Origin of the sequence: Listeria ivanovii subsp. londoniensis (assembly GCF_000763495.1) — a bacterium.
Lineage (GTDB): Bacteria > Bacillota > Bacilli > Lactobacillales > Listeriaceae > Listeria > Listeria londoniensis.
In genome coordinates, this window is the sequence record NZ_CP009576.1 from 2,180,649 (window position 1) to 2,201,550 (window position 20,902).

Genomic DNA, 20,902 nt, shown 5'->3' on the forward strand with positions numbered 1-20,902 from the left:
AATCCTTTTTTTATAAGCTAAAATACCATTTTCGCTAAAGTACTATTGCTAGATAAAACTACATGCTATAATGATGAGGCAAACGAGTTTATGGTGGTCCACTAGCCTTCTTCATCAAGAAAGTAGGTGGTGCTTATGTTATTTTGGGGCGTTACCTGGAAATCGTAAACGTGTGACTGTTTTCGAAAGTCTTACGCTTATGATTGCATTTGCAGTCCTAACCGTAACGATTATAAACAGCAAAAATAACCAAAAATAAAAACCACTTTTAAGCTCGCACAGCTAGTGGTTTTCACTAAAAATATAAGGCTGTCACCATCTTAAATGGTGTTTGCACTGTTAAGGGAGTCATGTTAGCGCATGGCTCTCTTTTCATATACATGATATCATATCTTAAACTAAGTTAGCAACAACTGTATATATTTTCTTAAACGAATTTCTACTTCTTACTATCCATTTCAACTCAAAACCTTTGCCGCATAAGCTCCCGCGGTATGCCCTGTCACCAAAGCACAAGTAATATTATAGCCACCTGTATACCCATTAATATCCAGTATTTCCCCGCAGAAAAATAATCCATCTATCAACTTGGACTCCATTTCTTTCGGCTTAATTTCCTTTACAGAAACACCGCCACCAGTGACAAATGCTTTTTCAAAATCGAGGGTTCCATTTACTTCAAATGTAAAATCTTGGAGTAAACGAATAAATTGTTCCATTTTTTTCGGACTCACTTGTTTATACTCAGCACTTTCATCCAATTCAGCTTTTGCTAGCAGGAATACTAATATTTTTTCTTGCAAAAGAGGAGCTAGGGCATTTTTAAGCGCTTTCTTCGGATTTTCTTCCAACAATTGATAAACATCTTTCGAAAGTTCACTAACCGATATATCCGGGAATAAATTTAATCGCATCTTTACTGAATCCGCTCCAGCTTTTTTTAATTCTCGTAAAACGAACATACTACATCTAAGTGCAGCTGGACCTGATACACCAAAATGCGTAAAAATCATGTCCATTTGATGCGTAATAATCGGTTTCCCTTTTGCATTTAATACGGCTAATTCTACATTTCGAAGGGAAGTTCCTTGTAACACTTTTTGCTTAATAAATGGTTCACTCGAAGTTATCGGTACTTCCGTTGGGTAAAGTTCTGTAATCGTGTGGCCTGCTTTTTTTGCCCATGCATAGCCATCTCCTGTAGAACCTGTTCGTGGTACTGACTTTCCTCCAACAGCAACAACTACGGCTTGGGTAGTTATTTCTTGCCCATCTTTTAACGTGACCCCCACTACTTTACCATCTGCATAAATAACTTGTTTTACGGCTGTTTGCATATAAATTTTCACGCCTAGCTTTTCCATTCGGTTAATCATTGCTTCTGCGACAGAACGCGCGCTATTCGATACAGGAAACATTCTACCATGATCTTCTTCTTTTAACTCCACACCAAGACGTTCAAAAAAACGAATAATGTCTTCGTTGTCAAAGGCATGAAACGCACTATATAAAAACCGTCCATTGCCTGGGATATGTTTAATGATTTCATCTGCCGGTCTGCGGTTCGTTACATTACAGCGACCGCCTCCAGACATAATTAATTTACGACCTAATTTTGGTCCTTTTTCAATTAATAATACTCGCTTATTTTTTTCAGCTGCACTGATTGCTGCCATTAACCCAGACGGTCCACCGCCAATTACTATTACATCAAAGTCCATTGTCCCGCTCCTTTATTTTAATCCGAACTTAAGTATAGCAAGCATTTCTCTCACTGCCAAGCCTTTTTAACCAAACAAAAAAACCTGAGAAAAGACTCAGGTTTGTTGATGCTATTCTAGTTTCGATTCATGTTTGTAAATATAAGCAATAGTCTTAATAACTCAAGTACAGCGACAGCCATTGCCGCAACATAGGTCATTGCAGCCGCGCTAAGCACTTTTTTCGCTTGTGGAAGTTCAGATGATGATACTAGCCCACCATTCTCCAATTGTACGAGTGCGCGCTTGCTGGCGTCAAATTCAACGGGTAGTGTAATTAATTGGAAAAGAACACCTACTGCCATCAAAATGATTCCAAGTAACATAAAGCTAGGTACATTTGCAAGCATTCCGATAATCAGGAAAACCCAAGAAATGTTGGAGCTAAACATTGTTACAGGTACGAGCGCTGAACGGAAACGCATAAAGGAGTAATCTTGCTGATCTTGAATCGCATGTCCAACTTCATGAGCTGCAACCGCTGCCCCAGCAATAGAACGTCCACGGAAATTAGCTTCAGATAGAAATACCGCTTTTTTTCTAGGATCATAGTGATCGCTTAGCATTCCTTTTGTTTCATGAACAGGAACGTTCGTCAAACCATTCGTATCCAAAATGTGCCGTGCAACTTCAGCACCTGTCAAACCATTTCCAACTGCTACTTTGGAATACTGTGCATACGTTGTTTTAACTCGAAACTGCGCCCAAAGTGGGATTGCCGCAACGATAATAAAATAAATAATATATTGACTAAACGACATCTAATCATCTTCCTCCTACTACTTTTTTCAAGTGAATATCTTAAGTATAAATTAACTAAGGCCAAGACTCAACCTCTTTCACTCATCATGAGGAAATTCTAATGTTCGGTGACCTTTTTTTAAGGTTTTATCATATACTAGCCATAAAACCAAAATACTTAGCCAAAATGTTGCATAACCAATTTCTGGCAAATATCTTTCTAATCCCATATAAATTGGCATTTGACCAAATAAATAATCAACCACATCATTATGTAAAACCCAAACTGCTGCTATCATAAAATGACCAATGCGAAAGCGAAAAAACGGCGCATATAGGATACCTTCTATTGCCATAAACGCATGTGTTGCAATCAGCATTAGGCCCGTCCAAATGATCGTGCCATGATCAATCATATAAAAAATATTCATTCCGACAGCCCATAAACCATATTTCACTAAACAAACAATGGCCAAAGCTTCCATTAAAGGCCAATGCTTTTTCCCAAGAAAACCTACTAGTGCTAAAGTGAAAAACAAAATGGCGGTTGGGCTATCTGGTACAAAAGCCCAAAAACGTGGTTCTGTGATTTGTAATTGTGGCAAATACCATATGTACCCGTAAATTGCTCCTAGTAAATTCCCAAAAAACAATAATCGTAAAAAAGCGCGATTTGCAAGTATACTATTTAACAATTTATCCCTCTCCCTAAAAAAATCCTAGCAAAGTAACTAACGAAGCCCCTTACTTCATTTAGTTATTAACTAGGATCCATTACTTCTTATTTTTCGCTATCCATCTGCTGTAAAATTCGAACTAGCTTATGAAAAGTCGCTTCATCACGTTCATCAAGTGCCGAATCAATTTGCTCTAATAATTTCTCTTTAGAAAATTGATGGACAGACTGATAAATAAGCGCATCCGCCATTTCTTTTTCTGAATCCTCTAGTTTTAATGCTGTAAAAGGATTATCTTCACGTACAAGGGCATATTCTGGTGAAGCAATCGCATCTTCGAAATGAAGTTCAATGTATAACGCTTCATCCCAGTTTAACCGAATGTCATGAAATGCTTTTTCTGGATCGGTTGTCATGATATTTCCTTTGAAAAATAGGAACGGTTCGGATTCAACACCATGAGCACTAAGTGAAAGCCCACGCGTACATCCTTCCAAATTATCAACAAAATGAACATATTTTACAATTTGATCATGGCCAGCAATATAATTCAATACCCACATTGCTTCACGCATCTTCATTTGATGTTTATTTAAAAACCACCGAATAAAATCTTTCTTCTCGTCTATTGAAATGGATGCCTTCATCTTTCCTCAGTCCCTTCCTAGTCATTTATCTTTATTCAAATAATGATAAAATCTCTGTGTCTTCTGGTTCCAGTTCCAAATAACTACGCAAAATTTGCTCGGATTTCACGTATTCGCCTTCTTCTCTTAAAAATAAACCATATTCCTTTAAAAAAGTTGGGTTATTGGTAAAATGAGGATAAGCGAGTTCATAATTTGCTTTTGCTTTATTATATTGTTCTGTTTCTTGATATGCAACACTTATGTCCCAGAAAATTTGTGGTTCAGAAATCACTTCTTCTCCAAGACCTTCCACTAGTTCAATAACGCCTTCATAGTTTTCACGAGCAAGCAAAAGTTTATTAAGCTGCATAATCGCTTCAGAAAATTCTTCGTCAAGAACAATTGCTTGTCGATAAAACTCCTCTGCTTCTTCTGGCAAGCGGAGTGTCACAGCAAGTTTCCCCGCTTCTAAGAACATTTCCTTATTATATTCATCTTGCGTCAAGCCATCTCTTAGTACAGCAATGGCTTTTTCCGGTTCCCCATTTTCGACGTAGCTTTTTGCTAAATAAGAATAAAGCGTTGTATAGGATGGATCATGTTCCCTTAGATGTTCTAGTGCATGAATCGCTTTCGTGTACTCTTTGGCTTGATAAGCAGTAAGCCCCATTCCAAACAGAGTATCCACCGATTCTTTATCTTCTAAGGCCCGCTCATAATAAGGTAGTGCTTCTTCAAAAGCTCCACTCGCAGAAAACGCCTCAGCAATTCGTTCATAAACGGACACAGCACCATTCGAAATAATCGTTAGTCCTGCTTCCACAGCTGTTTCATAAGACTGCACAGCTGAAGCAAATCTTGCTTGCGATAAATAATATTCCCCTAAAGCAAAATCAATAATCGGCTCATTTGGCGCAATTTGTTTCGCTTCGAGTAGCTTTTGTTCACTTACTTCAAATAAACCTTGCATTTGATATAAATCAGCTAGCACTAACAAACTCTCTACATATACTTCATCTTCTTTGTTCACTTTTTCTAAATAATCTTGCGCAGAATCCATATCGTCTTTTTCCAGTGCAACTTCTGCGGCCCGGACAAGTAATTCGCCTTCATCCTTATATTTAGCTAAAAGCAATTCATATAAATCTTCTGTTTCATCTAAAAATCCTAATGCAAATAATTCCTCTGCTAAAAAGAACTGTTCCTCATCTGTCCCAGCTTGCACCACTTCATCAAAATATTTCCTCGCAAGCGCCATATCTTCATGCTCTAACGCATGTAACATTTTATTAGCTAATTCCATTTCTGCACCTTCTTTATAATAAGTCGTTTTTCTATTATATCATTAGTTTCCCCGTAAGAAAAAATGATTGCTTCTCTAAGCTAAATAAAATACCAGCGCGCGTATTAATCAATAGGCGACACTGGTACACTAGTTTATTTCAAAAGCGAACGGATATCTTCAAAGAAAGTGGGGTAGGAAACAGATACAGCCTCGGGGCGATCTAACTCCACTTCTCCTTCTTTAACAAGTAATGCAGCAATTTGGAGCATCATACCGATTCGATGGTCTCCGTAGCTGGTTACTTTTGCAGCATGAAGTGGTGTTTTCCCACGAATAATCAACCCATCTTCAGTTGGTGTAATATCTGCGCCCATTTTGTTTAATTCTGTAGCAACTGCATCAATTCGATTAGTTTCTTTTACTTTTAATTCTGCAGCATTTTTGATAACAGTTGTACCTTCCGCTTGAGTCGCCAAAAGTGCGATAACAGGAATTTCGTCAATTAAACGTGGAATAATATCTCCGCCAATTTCAGTTCCTCTTAAGTCACTAGTTTTAACGACCACTGTTCCAGCTAGTTTTCCAGTACTTCTGCTGGAATCTTTGACAACCAAGCTACCACCCATTTGTTCAACCACATCAAAAATCCCTGTTCTAGTAGGATTTAAGCCGACGTGTGTCAATTCTATTTCACTATTTGGGATGATTAGACCCGCAACGATAAAGAACGCTGCAGAGGAAACATCCCCCGGTACCGTCATTTCTTGTCCGGTAAAAGTTTGGCCTCCTTTGACACGAATCGTTAAACCATCCATCTCGATTTCTCCACCAAATTGACGAATCATGTGTTCCGTATGATCACGTGTTTTTTCCTTCTCATGGATAATCGTTTCCCCTTCTGCTTGTAAAGCCGCAAAAATAATCGCACTTTTCACTTGCGCACTTGCTACTGGCATATGGTATTCCATTTGTTTCAATGACTTATTTCCTGAAATCGTAATCGGTGCAAATTCAGAACCATCTTTACCGTGCATTTTTGCCCCCATTTCTTGAAGTGGAAGCATTACCCGGTTCATTGGCCGTTTTGCAATAGAGTCATCCCCTAAAATGACTGTATCAAAATCTCTACCAGCTAAAATCCCCATCATCAGTCGAATGGTTGTACCCGAGTTTCCGATATCAAGTGGTCCAGCTGCAGGTTTTAAACCATCAAATCCTGTACCGTGCACAATGATTTCTTCGTCAGTTTCTTCAATGGTCACACCAAGGGCTTTAAATGCTTGGATGGTTCCTAGACAATCATCTGCACGTAAGAAATGACGAATGACTGTTTTCCCTTCAGCGATTGCCCCAAACATAATACTGCGATGGGACATAGATTTATCTCCTGGAACCGTTATTTCACCCACGAGTCCTTGTTTATTTGTAATTAATTTCATCGTCATTTCTCCCCTATTCATAGTGGCAAGTATAATTACTTCTGGCTTCTATACAACGTTTCGCTCGGTCCCTATCTTCGTCCGATTGAAAAGTAATTTGTAGTACACCAAAAATATCTTCGCGCGTTTCTAAAATTTTAATATTCGTTAAACTGATTTCTTCTTCACCTAAGTATCTAGTTACTTCCGAAATAACCCCTGTATAATCTGGTACATCGACAAACAAATCATAAAAAGAAGGAATGGCCCCACCTTGATGAACAGGCAGAGAATCCCGGAATTCTTTAGCTCCGTCAAAAAAAGCATAGATGGATCCGGCATCTTCTGTCGCTAGCATCTCAATAGCTTGATTCATGCTATCCCGCCAAATTGTTAATTGTTTAGTTAATGTTTTTTGATTACTAATCGAAATATCTGTCCACATTCTTGGGTCGGATGAAGCAACCCGTGTAATATCTCGAAATCCCCCCGCAGCAAGTCGAAAAGCAACTGGATGTTCTTCCGTAAAGCTTTGTGTTTGATTCACAAGAGCAGCTGCAACGATATGTGGCAAATGACTTAGCATTCCTGTAATTTCATCATGTTCTGTTGGTGATAAAACTAAGAACTTTGCATTAGTTCCAGAAAGCCAATTGCGAAGTGTCGCTACTTGTTCTTCAGCTACATCTTTTGTAGGTGTTAATAAGTAATAGGCATTTTCAAATAATAGCTCTTTTGCTGCACGCACTCCACTTTTATGTGACCCCGCCATCGGATGTCCGCCGATAAAGGTAATACCACTTTCTAGGAGTGCTGTGGAAGCCTCCATAATCGTTCCTTTGGTGCTACCAGTATCTGTTACAATGATGCTTTCTTTTAAGGCAAGACCTGGTAAACGGGTAAGCAACTGCTCGGTTTCTTTTACTGGGCAACAAAAAATGAGCAAATCCGCTTTTGGTCCATCGATTAAAATACTTTCACCAATTTCATCAATCACTCCAAATGACTTTCCAACCTCCAATGAATGATAGGAAACATCTATTCCAATGATATGTGCTTCTGGGTGCTTGGCTTTAATTGCAAGAGCAATAGAACCACCAATTAATCCAAGCCCAACGATAACGACTGTCCCTTTCATTCAAAAACGCCTCCAAACACTTACGATAATAAGCTTGCTAAAAGTGTAATTACTGCTTGATTCTCTTGTTTAGTTCCAATCGTTATCCGAACTGCTTGCGGAAAACCTAAAGCTGCTCCAGAACGAGTTATAAAACCATTTTTTTCTAAATAACGAAAGATTGTTCCTGCATCTATTCCTAAATCTATTAACACAAAGTTCCCATTTGCGGGGTATAACTTCACTTGCTCAAACTGTTTCGCGAAATCCTGATATTGTTTAATTCCTTTCGCATTAGATTCACGACACATTTCGATAAAGTGTTGATCTTTTATTGCTTCTATTGCAAGTTTTTGACCGATACTCGTTGTGTTAAAAGGTGGGCGAACAATATTCAGCTGATTAATAATTTTTTTATCTGCAATTCCATAACCAACACGCGCACTCGCTAAACCATAAATTTTACTAAACGTACGAGTGATGATTAAATTTTTATAAGTTCGAATTAATTTTTCATGTTTTTCCGGTTGTGGGGTTACATATTCAATATAGGCCTCATCCAGTACTACTAAAACATCACTAGGTACTTTATTTAAAAAGGCCACAATAGCATCTAATTCGAGATAATTTCCAGTTGGATTATTCGGGTTACAAATCCAGACAATCGTCGTTTTTTCATCCATTGCTTGGAGCATTCCTTCTAAATCATGTTCTCCGTCTGCAAGTAGACCAATCTCTCTTACTTCTGCACCTTCAATCAGAGCATTTTGACGATATTGTACAAACGTTGGTGTCGCCATGACAGTGTTTGTATTTGTATCAAGTAATACACGTGTCAAAAGTTCAATCAGTTCATCTACTCCAGCAGTAAAAATCAATTCTTCTTCTTCCAACTGATAGAACGCAGCTACTTCACGACGTAATTCCGAAGCCCAACCATCTGGATAAATTTCGGTTTCAAGTTGAAGGTTTTCTTGAAGTGCTTGTACTTTTGGTGATGTTCCCAGTGGATTTTCATTAGATGATAGTTTGGTAATACTGGTTAATCCAAGCTCCTCCATTACTTCTTCTTCGCGTTTGCCCGGTTTATAAGAAGATAAGCCCGCTAGTGATTTTTTCCATTTCATTATGCATCCTCCTCATTCACTAGATCAGGACGCAATACTTTTGCTCCCCGTAAATAAACATGGTTAATTTCTTTTAATGATTTATGTATAGTTGTAAAAACCATAAATCGAATACACATCTCTAGCGAATCAGGAACAGGGATTTCTTGCATGCTCATAACCGGCACATATTCAAAGCCTGGCGTTTCACGAACTGCTTTTGCTGGAAAAGTGGCAAAGATATCTTCTGTCACTGTAATAATTACTGAAGTTAGTTGCTCACTGTCAGTCAAATGATTTTGACGCAAAATTTCCTCAAATAATTCTTTTGTCGCCGCAAGAATTTCTGTTGGCGTGTTTGTATCTATAGTTGTTGCACCACGAATCACTCTCAAAATATATCTCCTCCATTTCGCATCACTGCTTTATATGTTTCTAAAATAACTGAATCCTCTGCTTTAAAAATGACTGGTTTACCAATTTCCTCTAGTAAAACCATACTTATTTCATTAAAAGTGGTTTTCTTATCATGACGCATGTTTTCTAAAATCTTATTATAAGGAACCGTTGTATCAAAAGTAATATCATAACCTAGTTGTTTTAGCCAAATTTTAAATTCCATTAAATCAAAATTCAGTCCGTAAATACGCTCACTCATTGTTAGCGCGTAAATCATTCCGTAAGTAATCGCCTCACCATGAAGCCATTTACCGAAGTTACCATAAGCTTCGAGGGCATGACCAAATGTATGACCAAAATTCAAATAAGCACGCACTCCTTGCTCTGTTTCATCTTTGGCAACAATATTCGCTTTAATTTCAATTCCTCGTTGCAAAAACGGCGTCAGATCTTTTGTATAGAAGTCTTCCGGTTGCGTAAAAGTATTCATTAAAGCACGTAATAATGTTTGATCACTAATCAATGCGTGTTTAATCATCTCCGCAAAACCAGAGCGCATTTCACGTTCAGGAAGCGTAGCAAAGAAACCCGTATTATAAATTACTGCTTCTGGTTGATAAAAATTACCAATCATATTTTTACCAAGCGGGTGATTGATAGCGACCTTTCCTCCGACAGCACTATCATGAGCAAGCACGGTCGTTGGCACTTGGTAAAATGGAATTCCTCGCATATATGTTGCAGCGACAAAGCCACCTAAGTCACCAATAACCCCACCACCAAAAGCAATCAAAACAGCTTTACGATCAAGACCTGTTTCAATCATTTTGGTCATCACATCTTCATAGACTTGGAATGTTTTTGCTTCTTCCCCATTTGGTGTAACATAATAAGTTACCGCGGACAATTCAGCCAGAATTTGGTCTAGTTTTGCTTGATGTAATTCAGACACATGTTCATCAGTTAGGACAAACACATGCGAATACTTTGCTAAACTTTTCGTCCATTTTTCTGCGACATCTTCTAATGCGAATTCATTAATATAAACAGGGTAGGTTTTACTCTTAGCACGGACTGTAATTTCTGGCATGTTTAAAACTCCTTTGTTAAGTTTCGGTGTTCCTCCACATGTTTTTTAAGCATATCAAAACGATCACCATCGAATTTTTCTAAAACTGCTACAGCTACTTCCCATGCAACAACTGCTTCTGCGACGACACTTGCTGCTGGTACTGCACAGCTATCGGAACGTTCTACACTAGCATTAAACGTTTCTTTAGAATCAATATCTACACTTTGAAGTGGTTTATATAATGTTGGAATTGGTTTCATTACTCCGCGAACAACTATTGGCATTCCATTTGTCATTCCACCTTCAAAGCCACCTAAATTATTTGTTCGTCTTGTGTAGCCATCTTCTTCGCTCCACAAAATTTCATCCATCACTTCGCTACCTGGTTTTCTAGCTGCTTCAAAGCCAACACCAAATTCCGCCCCTTTAAATGCATTAATACTAACAATTGCACGAGCTATTTTGGCATCTAACTTTTTATCCCATTGAACATAACTACCAAGACCTGCTGGCACTCCACCAACAACTACTTCGACAACACCACCGATTGTATCGCCATTTTTTTTCGCATCATCGATTTTTTGCATCATTTCCTCAGCCGCTACTTCATCTAAACAACGAACTGGCGATGCTTCGGATGTTTCTTGAATTTCTGTAACAGCGTAATCACGCGTTAGATTAGCTCGTGTTCCACCGATTTCGAGTACATGACCGGCTACTTCAATACCAAGCTCATGTAAAAGTTGTTTAGCCACTGCTCCAGCTGCTACTCGGACAGTTGTTTCACGCGCACTAGAACGTTCTAGTACATTACGCATATCCTTATGACCATATTTCATTCCACCAACAAGATCAGCGTGCCCTGGACGAGGACGTGAAACGCGACGTGATTTTTCATTTTTTTCTGGCACTGGTTCAATACTCATTACTGTTTCCCAATGCTTCCAGTCTTTATTTTCAACAAACATTGCAACCGGCGCTCCAAGTGTTTTACCGTGACGAATTCCTGCTGTGATTTGTACTTGATCTTTTTCAATTCGCATCCGTGCTCCCCGACCATGTCCACCTTGTCGTCTTTTTAGTTCCTTATTTATGTCTTCTGCAAGTAGAGGCATTCCTGCTGGTAATCCTTCAATAATTGTCGTAAGCCCCGGCCCATGTGATTCTCCTGCCGTTAAGTATCTCATTTCCACAACTCTCCTTTTTCTATTTTAGCTAGGTAATACTAGCGTTTATATTTTAGCGCTTTAAAGTATATGTGTAATATCTTAACACAGGCTAAGCAAGAACACAATACTTTGCTCTCATTCTTTCATCATATCAAAAAACCGCGCCAAATGGTAATCTAGATATAAAAAAAGGAGTCTAGGTTTTCCCAGACTCCTTGCCAATTCTAAATCCATTTATCTACTGATTTTCGATAAGTTAAGATTTCCTCTGGCTTAAAAAATAATTCAATTTCTCGTTTGGCACTTTCAGGGCTATCAGAACCATGAATGACATTTCGATTAGTATGTACTGCATAATCAGCGCGGATAGTTCCCGCGTCAGCTTCTAGCGGATTGGTTTTTCCCATCATTCGACGCGCTGTTTTAATGACATCGTCGCCTTCTAAAACCATCGCAAAAACTGGGCCAGATGTGATAAACCCAATCAAATCTTCGAAAAATGATTTACCAATATGCTCAGCGTAATGTTTTTCTGCTAATTCGCGGTCGATTTGTATTAACTTTGCCGCTACTATTTTGATACCTTTTTTCTCCATTCTTGCTACAATATCACCAATAAGTCCTCGTTCCACACCATCCGGTTTAACCATTACATAAGTTTGTTCCATTATAGAATCCTCCCTCACGTTAATAATTTCTTTTATCTAACACACGAACGATTTGCTTCAGCGGCTTTAACTCAGGAACTTGAGGCAGTGAATCTAGTGTCGCTAGCGCTTTTTTTAGATAAGCGGTTGCTACATCTTCTGCTTTTTTTGCTCCTGTTTTTTTCACTTCTGCTACTAAAGCGGCCATTTCTACTGATTCTGTTTTTTCCGTTATTTGACTAATCCGTTTTTTTAGAAATGAATCTTCCATCGCAAAAAATACTGGTAATGTCACATTTCCTTGTCGTAAATCTTCTCCAGCAGGTTTGCCAAGTTCTTTTTCAGTTCCAACAAAGTCAAGAACATCATCTGTTATTTGAAATGCCATACCAACATAATAACCAAAGCGATATAGTTTTTGGTAATCTGCTTGTGACTGCCCAGAAACAATGCCACCAAGTCCACAGCTAGCTGCAATAAGCAGTGCCGTCTTACGTTTAATACGACGCAAGTAATTTCTTACACTTTGATCAAAATTATATTTATCTTTTAGCTGTTCAATTTCTCCAGTAGAAAGTTCTACCGTCACGCGTGATAACATTTTATGAGCTGCTATGTCTTTAATTTCTGTCATATATTCTAATGATTTAGCAAAGAGAAAATCACCAGTATACATGGCGATATGATTACCCCATTTAGATTTGATTGTTTCCCGACCGCGTCTTAAATCAGCATCATCAACGACATCATCATGAACAATCGAAGCCATATGAATAAGTTCGATTGCGACACTCGCATCTCTCACCATTTCAAAATCCGCATTTGGAGACAGTCTCGCGGACAAACAAACGAACATCGGTCTAATCCGTTTACCGCCAGCTTCTAACAAGTGAAGCGCCGCATCCGAAGTTGTTTCGGCAGCCGCTCCTGAAAGTGCTTTTTTTAGTTCTTTTTCTACTATATCAATGTCTTTTTGCATATTCGCGTATAAAAAGTTAAGTTTCATGCTTGCCACCTTATTGTTCCTTCTTTTTGAATCCAAAGTGAGTTGCACTTGCCCCGCCACTATGTGAAATATATCTTACATAAGAAAATCCGGCTTCTTGAAACATTTCTGCAAGTCGTGCCATTCCAGGAAATTCTCGTGTTGACTCTTGTAACCAACTATATTCTTTATAACTTTTCGCAAAAAATTTTCCGAAAACAGGCATTACATAGCGGAAATACGCATTAAATACTTGCTTCCAACCAGGAATATTCGGCTGTGATGTATCGATACAAGCCAGCTGTCCGCCTGGTTTTAACACACGGTACATCTCACGGAGTACTTGCATATAATCCGGCACATTCCGTAGTCCAAACCCAATCGTTACATAATCAAAGCTATTATCTGGAAATGGTAAGCTCATGGCATTTCCATGAATAAGTTCGACATTATGCAAATCAGCCTCTTGCACTTTTTCACGACCCACAGCTAACATATTTTCACTAAAATCAAGTCCTGTAACGTGACCTTCAGGACCGATTTCTTCTGCCATCATAATCGACCAATCTGCTGTTCCACAACAAACATCCAAGACATTGGCCCCTTTTTGAACACGCATTAGTTTCATTGTTTCTTTACGCCATTTCACATGAAGTTTAAAACTAATGACACTATTCATTCGGTCATAACTTGGAGAAATTTTCTCAAATACTTTATGTACTTTTTCTTCTTTCGTTTCCGTCATAGCCCGAATCTCCTTTGATTTATCAGTCGTTTAAAACCTCGACAATTCTTTTTTCTAATATATTTGAAAGTGGTTCTGCTTTTTCTTTTAAGCGTCCCACTTCTCGCTTCACATCATTTATAATTTCCATTAACCAGCTTTCAAAATTGCTGACTGCTTTCTTCGCAAAATAACCGTGATCAAACGCACGCTTTAACCTAGAAGCACCAATTTCTTTATATAAATCTCGTTCCATTTGTAATCTTTTGAGTAAGAAAAACTGGCAGCCTAACGAAATAAAGGATTCATCATTCATAAAATATTGGGCGAACTTAGCAAAAATAGCTGCATTCGTCAAAGTTAGTTGAGTCAGATATTCTTCATCTGTCGCGACATGCAATTGATAAATATTTGTCTTCGCTGTATTCGTTTCCTGAACACCAGTTTGTAATGCACGTAGTAACGGAATCATCTCCAGTTCAGCAAGTGTTTGATAATAGAGCGCACTATAAAAATCCCCAGCGAGAACGGTTAACTCTTGTTCTTTACGAGTCAGCTGAACAATATCGCCTGGTTCATCGATTTTTTCATGCGTATCGTGTGCCAAAATCATGTAAAGCGTTGCACTAACGACACGATATGCAGCAACGTCAGTCAAATCGGAGCCGGAAATTGCTTCATGAAGAAAAAGCATTTGATCTTTATCCATTGGCCCACCTTCATTATTCGCTTGTAAATACTGATAGACTGCTTGTTCATGCACCAATTGCTCCACTTCCTTTAGCCCAGCCTTCTTCGCCTGATAAGTCATCTAAAAATCCCCTTTAAATCTCCTTCTTACGTAAAATAAATTATACCATAAAGGATGCTTAATTATGCTTAATTAAAGCTAAAACTTCACTTCTAAGTTTATCATCATTTTTAAAAGCACCTCGTACGGCACTTGTAATTGTTTTAGTTCCTGGTTTATTTACACCACGAATAGTCATGCACATATGTTCTGCTTCCATGATAACCATGACTCCTAATGGTTTTAATTTGTCCATCATAATTTCTGCTACAGTAGTTGTGATACGTTCTTGAAGTTGTGGGCGCTTACTTACATCATCCACTACTCTAGCAAGTTTACTAAGTCCAGCAACCCGGCCATTTTGCGGCAAATAAGCCACATGCGCTACGCCGAAGAAAGGAACAAGATGATGTTCACACATAGAGGAAAAACGAATATCTCTTACAAGCACTAATTCTTCATGTTGTTCTTCAAAAATAGTGTTGAAATGAACAGAAGGGTCTTTTTTCAGTCCGGCAAAAACTTCTTCGTACATCCGAGCAACTCGCATTGGAGTATCAATTAAGCCTTCACGTTCTGGATTTTCCCCCACTGCTTCTAAAATGACTTTGACTGCATCCGCAATTTTTTGTTTGTCTATTTGCTCCATCCTTAATTCCCCTATCTTCTTCGCATTTATATACCTTGTATATCTTAACACAGCCGAACTTCAAGGTAAATTTAATTTGCTTAAAATTGTGATATTCATAGGGTTTTTGTTCGCTTTGTTAACTACATTCCCTATTTCACGCACAAAAAAACACCTGAAAAAAAGCACAAAAAAACTAGCCTAGCTTAATTATAAAATTAAGACCAGACTAGAGATGTGCTTAAAAAATCTATGTAACTTATTTAACAGCTTCTTTAAGCGCTTTACCAGGTTTGAACGCTGGTACTTTACTTGCAGGGATGTCGATTTCTTCTTTAGTACGAGGGTTACGGCCTTTACGGGCAGCACGTTCGCGTACTTCAAAGTTACCAAATCCGATTAATTGAACTTTTTCACCTTTAGATAAAGAAGTTTGAATAGTTTCGAATACAGCTTCAACTGCTTTCGCTGCGTCTTTTTTAGAAAGATCAGCTAGTTCAGCAACACTGTTTACTAAATCAGTTTTATTTGCCATTGTGTTTTTCACCTCCTTCACAGAATACTACAAAATAAGCAGGACCAAATGGTACCTGTATTTCTCTTTTTTTCCAAAAACAAAAATGATTTTGGAATTTTAAGGAGAATAATGACTGAAATGGCTTAACTACAAGCCTTAACAGTAATTCTGATAAAAGATTATCACATAATCCCAGTAACTGCAAGGAATAATGCCAAACTGACACTGTTTCTTAACATTTTCAGCTATTTTCCTTTTCTCTCATAGCTTGAAAACGTGATAGTATCAACCTGTTAACCATAATACTAACCGGGAAATCATAGAATAGCAAGCGATACCACTATAAATTACTAAAATAGTCCTTTTTTCATAAAATTATGCGTTAATTAATTGCTATTGCCTGAAAACTATAGGTTACTACGACTAGTTTTCACTCTAACAATAAATTTTGAAAGGCTGCTTTTTCTTCAGCAGTAATTCCGATTCCTTGTGCCAAATAGTTGTCCACGGAACCAAATTGCTTTCTCATTTCATCAAAAGCAATTTCCAAATAGGCCGGACGAGCTTCTGCCATAGGACGAAATGTTTCTAGATCGATTTTTTCGGTAGAATTAGCAAACAGTGATACGATTCCACCCATTTCTTGCAAAATAGCATCTTGATAGCGATTAGTGATGGCGTAGTCCGCGAAAATCGTTTTTTCGGGCACATCTAACAAAGTTAATAATAATGCTCCTAAAACGCCTGTGCGGTCCTTTCCTGCTGTGCAATGAAAGACAAAAGGCACTCCTGCTTTAGTATCTTTTAAAATTTCATGAAAAATCTCTTTAAAACCGTCAATTGACTGCACAAAAACACGATAGCTTTCTCCCATTAAGGGTTCATAAATCGTTTTATCGGTCATTTCTGGTATCTCAGTCTTTTCATTTTTAGCTGTACCAATCGGAATATGCTTATTTAGTACTCCGGCAATTTCTGGAGTTGGCTGTGCTTGTACTTCAGAACTACTACGCAAATCACAAATCCATTTAATATGTAGCTTTTGAATTAATTCAATATCTGTTTGATTGATATTCACTAAATTAGAAGAACGATATAGCTGACCCCAGCGTACATGTTTTCCATTTTCTGACTCGTAGCCCCCCATATCTCGAAAATTAAATATACGCTCGGTTGGTAAAATGCGTTCTGAAATAACGGTTCTTATACCATCTGGCTTTTGTAAAAAGAAGTAAATTGGAATACTATCTGTTTCATAAGTAAAGTGATTTGTTTCTTCTGTGACTTTTAAAACAGGTATTGCATTACTTTCTAAGGTAGGACTATTATTCACAAAAATTAACGTATCTTTGCTGACTTCCTCTTGATTCCATTCTAGTGTGACAGTATTATTTGAACGAGTAATTTCCATATTTATCCACCTACTTTTTATTATTTATTCCTCTGTTTCATTTTAGCACATCAATTAAAAAATGAGCTAAAATAAGCAGTTGCCTATCTTAGCTCTTTCTATTAAAAAGATTCTTTTTCGATTTTCTTTTTGCGTCCCATTAGTAAATCTACTGCTTCACGAGCATCTTTATTTTCAAATAAAATCGCATAAATGGATTCTGTAATCGGCATATCAATCTCTAGCTTCTTAGCCCAACCATGTACTGCTTTGGCGGTTCGAACACCTTCAACGACCATACCCATTTTTTCTAACACTTCAGCTAAATTCTCGCCTTTACCTAGCATATTACCAGCGCGCCAGTTACGTGAATGCACACTCGTACAAGTAACGATTAAATCACCGATACCTGTTAATCCGTAAAAGGTTTGTGGATTAGAGCCTACAGCAACGCCGAGACGAGTGATTTCTGCCATGCCTCTTGTCATTAGTGCTGCCTTTGCATTATCGCCGTAGCCGAGACCATCAGAGATCCCAGCGCCTAGTGCGATAATATTTTTAAGAGCGCCACCAATTTCTGCACCAATCACGTCATCATTTGTATAAATACGCAAATTATTATTAATAAAACGATCTTGAACGATTTCTGCTGCTTTTAAATCTTTACAACTCGCACAAAGCGTGGTTGGATGACGTAAAGCAACTTCTTCCGCATGGCTTGGTCCTGAAAGAACAACAAGCGCTTTTCGTTTAGTCCCATCTACTTCTTCTTCAATTACCTCAGACATCCGCAAGTTCGTTTCTGGCTCAATACCTTTACTTACATGAACTAAAATAGTTGGTTCTTTAAGTGCTTCATTCAGTTGCTTACAAACCACCCGCATTGCATTTGTTGGAATTGCGATAACGACAATTTCAGCACCATTTATTGCTTCATCTAGTGATAATGTCGCTTTTACCTCAGTTGGCAAAATAATATCAGGCAAATAGTGACTATTCGTGTGCGATTCGTTAATTTCATTCACAATTTTATCTAAGTTTCCCCAAATAACTGGTTTATGATTATTATCAGCTAGGACAAGCGCAAGACCCGTTCCCCAACTTCCAGCGCCAAGAATAGCTACTTTTTTAGGTGTCATTTATTTTTCCTCCCGAAAACTTTACTTACGCTTACGAGCAATTACTCGTATTGGCGTACCCTCAAATGGAAATGCGTCTCTTATCCGGTTTTCTAAGAATCGTTCATAAGAGAAATGCATTAATTCTGGATCATTAACAAATACAACAAAGGTTGGTGGTTTAACAGCCACTTGGGTTGTATAGAAAATTTTAAGGCGTTTTCCTTTATCCATTGGTGATGGATTCATGGCAACTGCATCACTAATAACATCATTTAGCATACTTGATTGTACACGTAATGAATGGTTATCACTCACTTGGTTGATAAGTGGGAATAAATTATTTAAGCGTTGTTTTGTTTTAGCAGAAACAAAGACAATTGGTGCATAGCTTAAGAATTGGAATTGCTCTCGGATATCTTCAGTCCATACGTTAATTGTTTTTTCGTCTTTATTAATTGCATCCCATTTGTTTACAACAATAATAATTGCTCTACCAGCGTCATGGGCGTATCCGGCAATTCGCTTATCTTGTTCACGAATACCTTCTTCTGCATTGATGACAACAAGAACAACGTCAGAACGTTCAATCGCTCTCATCGCTCGAAGTACACTATATTTCTCGGTACTCTCGTAGACTTTTCCACGTTTCCTCATTCCAGCAGTATCAATCATGACATAATCTTGACCATCAAATGTATAGGTTGTATCAATCGCATCACGAGTTGTTCCAGCAATATCAGATACAATAACACGATCTTCGCCAAGCAGTGCATTTAGAATAGAGGATTTACCAACATTAGGTCGACCAATCAAACTAAATTTCACTGTGTCATCTGGATATTCTTCCTCTTCTTCTTTTGGAAAATGAGCGCGAACAGCATCTAGCATATCGCCAAGCCCAAGTCCATGAGAACCCGAAATCGGATATGGCTCCCCAAATCCAAGCGAATAGAAATCATAAATTTGGTCACGCATTTCTGGATTATCTACTTTATTAATCGCTAAAACAATTGGTTTATTAGACCGGTAAAGAATTTTTGCTACTTGTTCGTCCGCATCTGTAACCCCTTCACGACCATTCGTAATAAAAATAATTACGTCTGCTTCATCAATTGCAATTTCTGCTTGTGCGCGGATTTGTTCTAAAAATGGTTCATCGGAAAGATCAATACCACCTGTATCAATAATGTTAAAGTCTTTTCCAAGCCATTCCGCTGAGTTATATATGCGGTCACGTGTCACACCGGGAACATCTTCCACAATGGAAACACGTTCACCAACGATTCTGTTAAAAATAGTCGATTTGCCGACATTGGGACGTCCGACAATCGCTACAACTGGTTTTGCCATTATTTCACCTACTTTTTTCTCGAATCCTATTTATCAAACTTTCTTTAGTTTATCAGTAAAACACCATACTGGCAATGAAAAGTTCGATTTAAAAAAGAAAAAGAGCCTATGGGAACATTCTCCCTAGGCTCCTTCGTGTTCCATTATTTATCGTCGTTTTTTAGACCTTTTAATTTATCCCCAATTAAATCGCTCATTTGGAATCCAGTACTTTCTTCTGGAAGTTCATAATCAGCTTCTTCTATAGGTGCATCTTGTAAATCTTTAATGCTTAGCGATAAACGCTTGTCTGTTTCATTTACTTCTAGCACTTTAACTTCAATTGTTTCACCTTCAGAAAGCACTTCTTGCGGTGTTCCAATATGTTGGTGAGAGATTTGCGAAATATGAACTAACCCTTCTACACCAGGGAAAATTTCTACAAAAGCACCAAAAGTTACTAAACGAACTACTTTCCCTTCAAGAACAGAACCAACTGGGGCTTTTTCAGCAATGCCGTCCCAAGGTCCAGGTAGATTAGCTTTAATAGAAAGAGAGATACGTTCGTTTTCAGGATCAATGCCAATAACTTTAACAGTGACTTTTTGCCCTTCTTCTAGTACTTCTTGTGGCGTTGCAATATGTTGATAAGAAATTTGTGAAATATGAACCAAGCCATCCACACCACCAATGTCAACGAATGCGCCAAAGTTAGCTAATCGTTGAACTGTACCTTCGATGACATCGCCTTCTTTTATTTCGTTTAATAAAGCTTGTTTTTGGCTTGCTTTTTCATTTTCAACAACAGCACGGTGGCTTAAAATCACACGGTTATTTTCTGGTTCAAATTCCACTACTTTAAATGTTAGTGTTGTTCCTTTGTAATCTGCAAAGTCTTCTACAAAATGATCTTCTACTAAAGAAGCTGGAACAAATGCGCGAACGCCAAGGTCAACTACTAAGCCGCCTTTTACAACGTCGCTTACTACTGCTTCAAATACTTCACCAGACTCAAATTTCGCTTTAATATCATCAGATGCTTTTTCTGCATCCACTTTTCTTTTGGATAAAACAAGTACATCATCTTCTACTTTAGTTACGATTAGATCCAGTGTGTCGCCTACGCTCACCACATCAGAAGCTGTCTCCACATGTATATTGGAAAGTTCACTTATTGGAACGACACCATCAAGTTTGCTATCAGGAATCCCAACATAAACTTGTTTATCCTCCACACTCGTTACTGTGCCAGTGACTTTGTCTCCTTCTTCAAAATTTCTAACTTCCACATCAAATAAATCTTCAGACATGTGTAGCCCTCCATTCGTTAGTCGAATTTTAGAACTTTCTAATTTAGAAGCCATAAAACTTGCTCGCTTCATCTGCTTGACTAGTTTC

22 protein-coding genes are annotated in these 20,902 nt (G+C 38.1%); 1 reads left to right on the top strand and 21 read right to left on the bottom strand.

Annotated features, from left to right (window positions below; translation table 11 throughout):
* Positions 1-199 precede the first annotated feature (199 nt).
* Complete coding sequence (locus JL53_RS16030; protein ID WP_373634674.1) at positions 200-259, top strand: hypothetical protein; 60 nt, start codon at positions 200-202, stop codon at positions 257-259.
* A 199-nt stretch (positions 260-458) separates the two neighbouring features.
* On the opposite strand, the gene JL53_RS10675 is transcribed toward JL53_RS16030, so the two are convergent.
* The 21 genes from JL53_RS10675 to rpsA all read right to left on the bottom strand — a co-directional run bounded on the left by JL53_RS10675 (position 459) and on the right by rpsA (position 20,814).
* Complete coding sequence (locus tag JL53_RS10675; protein WP_038407601.1) at positions 459-1,721, bottom strand: BaiN/RdsA family NAD(P)/FAD-dependent oxidoreductase; 1,263 nt, start codon at positions 1,719-1,721, stop codon at positions 459-461.
* A 116-nt stretch (positions 1,722-1,837) separates the two neighbouring features.
* On the bottom strand, positions 1,838-2,521 hold the full coding sequence (locus JL53_RS10680) for a zinc metallopeptidase (protein WP_038407602.1): 684 nt from the start codon (positions 2,519-2,521) through the stop codon (positions 1,838-1,840).
* Positions 2,522-2,599: 78 nt separating this feature from the next.
* On the bottom strand, positions 2,600-3,196 hold the full coding sequence (lhaT, locus tag JL53_RS10685; protein ID WP_038407603.1) for a lipoprotein heptaprenylglyceryl N-acetyltransferase LhaT: 597 nt from the start codon (positions 3,194-3,196) through the stop codon (positions 2,600-2,602).
* A gap of 86 nt (positions 3,197-3,282) precedes the next feature.
* Positions 3,283-3,825, bottom strand: coding sequence for a ReoY family proteolytic degradation factor (locus JL53_RS10690; RefSeq protein ID WP_003720248.1), 543 nt, complete (start codon positions 3,823-3,825; stop codon positions 3,283-3,285).
* Between the two features lie 31 nt (positions 3,826-3,856).
* Complete coding sequence (locus JL53_RS10695; protein ID WP_003720249.1) at positions 3,857-5,110, bottom strand: tetratricopeptide repeat protein; 1,254 nt, start codon at positions 5,108-5,110, stop codon at positions 3,857-3,859.
* Between the two features lie 134 nt (positions 5,111-5,244).
* Complete coding sequence (gene aroA / locus JL53_RS10700) at positions 5,245-6,531, bottom strand: 3-phosphoshikimate 1-carboxyvinyltransferase (protein WP_038407604.1); 1,287 nt, start codon at positions 6,529-6,531, stop codon at positions 5,245-5,247.
* A 13-nt stretch (positions 6,532-6,544) separates the two neighbouring features.
* Positions 6,545-7,648 (bottom strand): prephenate dehydrogenase, encoded by a 1,104-nt coding sequence (locus JL53_RS10705; protein ID WP_038407605.1) that lies wholly within the window; start codon positions 7,646-7,648, stop codon positions 6,545-6,547.
* A 20-nt stretch (positions 7,649-7,668) separates the two neighbouring features.
* A complete protein-coding gene (gene hisC / locus JL53_RS10710) occupies positions 7,669-8,754 on the bottom strand; it encodes a histidinol-phosphate transaminase (protein WP_003720252.1) in 1,086 nt (361 codons plus the stop codon).
* Positions 8,754-9,128, bottom strand: coding sequence for a chorismate mutase (gene aroH, locus JL53_RS10715; protein WP_003720253.1), 375 nt, complete (start codon positions 9,126-9,128; stop codon positions 8,754-8,756). The genes hisC and aroH overlap by 1 nt, the downstream gene beginning before the upstream one ends.
* Positions 9,125-10,222 carry a 3-dehydroquinate synthase gene (aroB, locus tag JL53_RS10720; protein ID WP_003720254.1) on the bottom strand — a complete coding sequence of 366 codons (1,098 nt, stop codon included), beginning with the start codon at positions 10,220-10,222 and terminating at the stop codon, positions 9,125-9,127. Before aroB ends, aroH begins: the two co-directional genes overlap by 4 nt.
* Before the next feature lie 2 nt (positions 10,223-10,224).
* Positions 10,225-11,391, bottom strand: a complete 1,167-nt coding sequence (gene aroC / locus JL53_RS10725) for a chorismate synthase (protein WP_038407606.1) — start codon at positions 11,389-11,391, stop codon at positions 10,225-10,227.
* A gap of 206 nt (positions 11,392-11,597) precedes the next feature.
* A complete protein-coding gene (gene ndk / locus JL53_RS10730) occupies positions 11,598-12,041 on the bottom strand; it encodes a nucleoside-diphosphate kinase (RefSeq protein WP_003720256.1) in 444 nt (147 codons plus the stop codon).
* 19 nt (positions 12,042-12,060) lie between these two features.
* Entirely contained in the window at positions 12,061-13,026 is a 966-nt protein-coding gene (gene hepT / locus JL53_RS10735; protein ID WP_038407607.1) for a heptaprenyl diphosphate synthase component II, read from the bottom strand.
* A 10-nt stretch (positions 13,027-13,036) separates the two neighbouring features.
* Entirely contained in the window at positions 13,037-13,750 is a 714-nt protein-coding gene (menG, locus tag JL53_RS10740; protein ID WP_038407608.1) for a demethylmenaquinone methyltransferase, read from the bottom strand.
* 22 nt (positions 13,751-13,772) lie between these two features.
* Positions 13,773-14,540 carry a heptaprenyl diphosphate synthase component 1 gene (locus JL53_RS10745; protein WP_003720259.1) on the bottom strand — a complete coding sequence of 256 codons (768 nt, stop codon included), beginning with the start codon at positions 14,538-14,540 and terminating at the stop codon, positions 13,773-13,775.
* A 58-nt stretch (positions 14,541-14,598) separates the two neighbouring features.
* Positions 14,599-15,168, bottom strand: a complete 570-nt coding sequence (gene folE, locus JL53_RS10750; RefSeq protein WP_003748610.1) for a GTP cyclohydrolase I FolE — start codon at positions 15,166-15,168, stop codon at positions 14,599-14,601.
* Positions 15,169-15,406: 238 nt separating this feature from the next.
* Positions 15,407-15,682, bottom strand: coding sequence for a non-specific DNA-binding protein Hbs (locus JL53_RS10755; RefSeq protein ID WP_003720260.1), 276 nt, complete (start codon positions 15,680-15,682; stop codon positions 15,407-15,409).
* A 412-nt stretch (positions 15,683-16,094) separates the two neighbouring features.
* Complete coding sequence (locus JL53_RS10760; protein ID WP_038407609.1) at positions 16,095-17,075, bottom strand: tyrosine-protein phosphatase; 981 nt, start codon at positions 17,073-17,075, stop codon at positions 16,095-16,097.
* 101 nt (positions 17,076-17,176) lie between these two features.
* Positions 17,177-18,193 (bottom strand): NAD(P)H-dependent glycerol-3-phosphate dehydrogenase, encoded by a 1,017-nt coding sequence (locus tag JL53_RS10765; RefSeq protein ID WP_038407610.1) that lies wholly within the window; start codon positions 18,191-18,193, stop codon positions 17,177-17,179.
* 21 nt (positions 18,194-18,214) lie between these two features.
* Complete coding sequence (gene der / locus JL53_RS10770; protein WP_038407611.1) at positions 18,215-19,525, bottom strand: ribosome biogenesis GTPase Der; 1,311 nt, start codon at positions 19,523-19,525, stop codon at positions 18,215-18,217.
* 143 nt (positions 19,526-19,668) lie between these two features.
* Positions 19,669-20,814, bottom strand: a complete 1,146-nt coding sequence (rpsA, locus tag JL53_RS10775) for a 30S ribosomal protein S1 (RefSeq protein ID WP_003720264.1) — start codon at positions 20,812-20,814, stop codon at positions 19,669-19,671.
* Positions 20,815-20,902: the final 88 nt, after the last annotated feature.

Coding starts and splice junctions, on each gene's coding strand:
- JL53_RS10675 (WP_038407601.1), bottom strand. CDS start 1,721: ATGGACTTTGATGTAATAGTAATTGGCGGTGGACCGTCTGGGTTAATG.
- JL53_RS10680 (WP_038407602.1), bottom strand. CDS start 2,521: ATGTCGTTTAGTCAATATATTATTTATTTTATTATCGTTGCGGCAATC.
- JL53_RS10690 (WP_003720248.1), bottom strand. CDS start 3,825: ATGAAGGCATCCATTTCAATAGACGAGAAGAAAGATTTTATTCGGTGG.
- JL53_RS10695 (WP_003720249.1), bottom strand. CDS start 5,110: ATGGAATTAGCTAATAAAATGTTACATGCGTTAGAGCATGAAGATATG.
- aroA (WP_038407604.1), bottom strand. CDS start 6,531: ATGAAATTAATTACAAATAAACAAGGACTCGTGGGTGAAATAACGGTT.
- JL53_RS10705 (WP_038407605.1), bottom strand. CDS start 7,648: ATGAAAGGGACAGTCGTTATCGTTGGGCTTGGATTAATTGGTGGTTCT.
- hisC (WP_003720252.1), bottom strand. CDS start 8,754: ATGAAATGGAAAAAATCACTAGCGGGCTTATCTTCTTATAAACCGGGC.
- aroB (WP_003720254.1), bottom strand. CDS start 10,222: ATGCCAGAAATTACAGTCCGTGCTAAGAGTAAAACCTACCCTGTTTAT.
- aroC (WP_038407606.1), bottom strand. CDS start 11,391: ATGAGATACTTAACGGCAGGAGAATCACATGGGCCGGGGCTTACGACA.
- ndk (WP_003720256.1), bottom strand. CDS start 12,041: ATGGAACAAACTTATGTAATGGTTAAACCGGATGGTGTGGAACGAGGA.
- hepT (WP_038407607.1), bottom strand. CDS start 13,026: ATGAAACTTAACTTTTTATACGCGAATATGCAAAAAGACATTGATATA.
- menG (WP_038407608.1), bottom strand. CDS start 13,750: ATGACGGAAACGAAAGAAGAAAAAGTACATAAAGTATTTGAGAAAATT.
- JL53_RS10745 (WP_003720259.1), bottom strand. CDS start 14,540: ATGACTTATCAGGCGAAGAAGGCTGGGCTAAAGGAAGTGGAGCAATTG.
- folE (WP_003748610.1), bottom strand. CDS start 15,168: ATGGAGCAAATAGACAAACAAAAAATTGCGGATGCAGTCAAAGTCATT.
- JL53_RS10755 (WP_003720260.1), bottom strand. CDS start 15,682: ATGGCAAATAAAACTGATTTAGTAAACAGTGTTGCTGAACTAGCTGAT.
- JL53_RS10760 (WP_038407609.1), bottom strand. CDS start 17,075: ATGGAAATTACTCGTTCAAATAATACTGTCACACTAGAATGGAATCAA.
- JL53_RS10765 (WP_038407610.1), bottom strand. CDS start 18,193: ATGACACCTAAAAAAGTAGCTATTCTTGGCGCTGGAAGTTGGGGAACG.
- der (WP_038407611.1), bottom strand. CDS start 19,525: ATGGCAAAACCAGTTGTAGCGATTGTCGGACGTCCCAATGTCGGCAAA.
- rpsA (WP_003720264.1), bottom strand. CDS start 20,814: ATGTCTGAAGATTTATTTGATGTGGAAGTTAGAAATTTTGAAGAAGGA.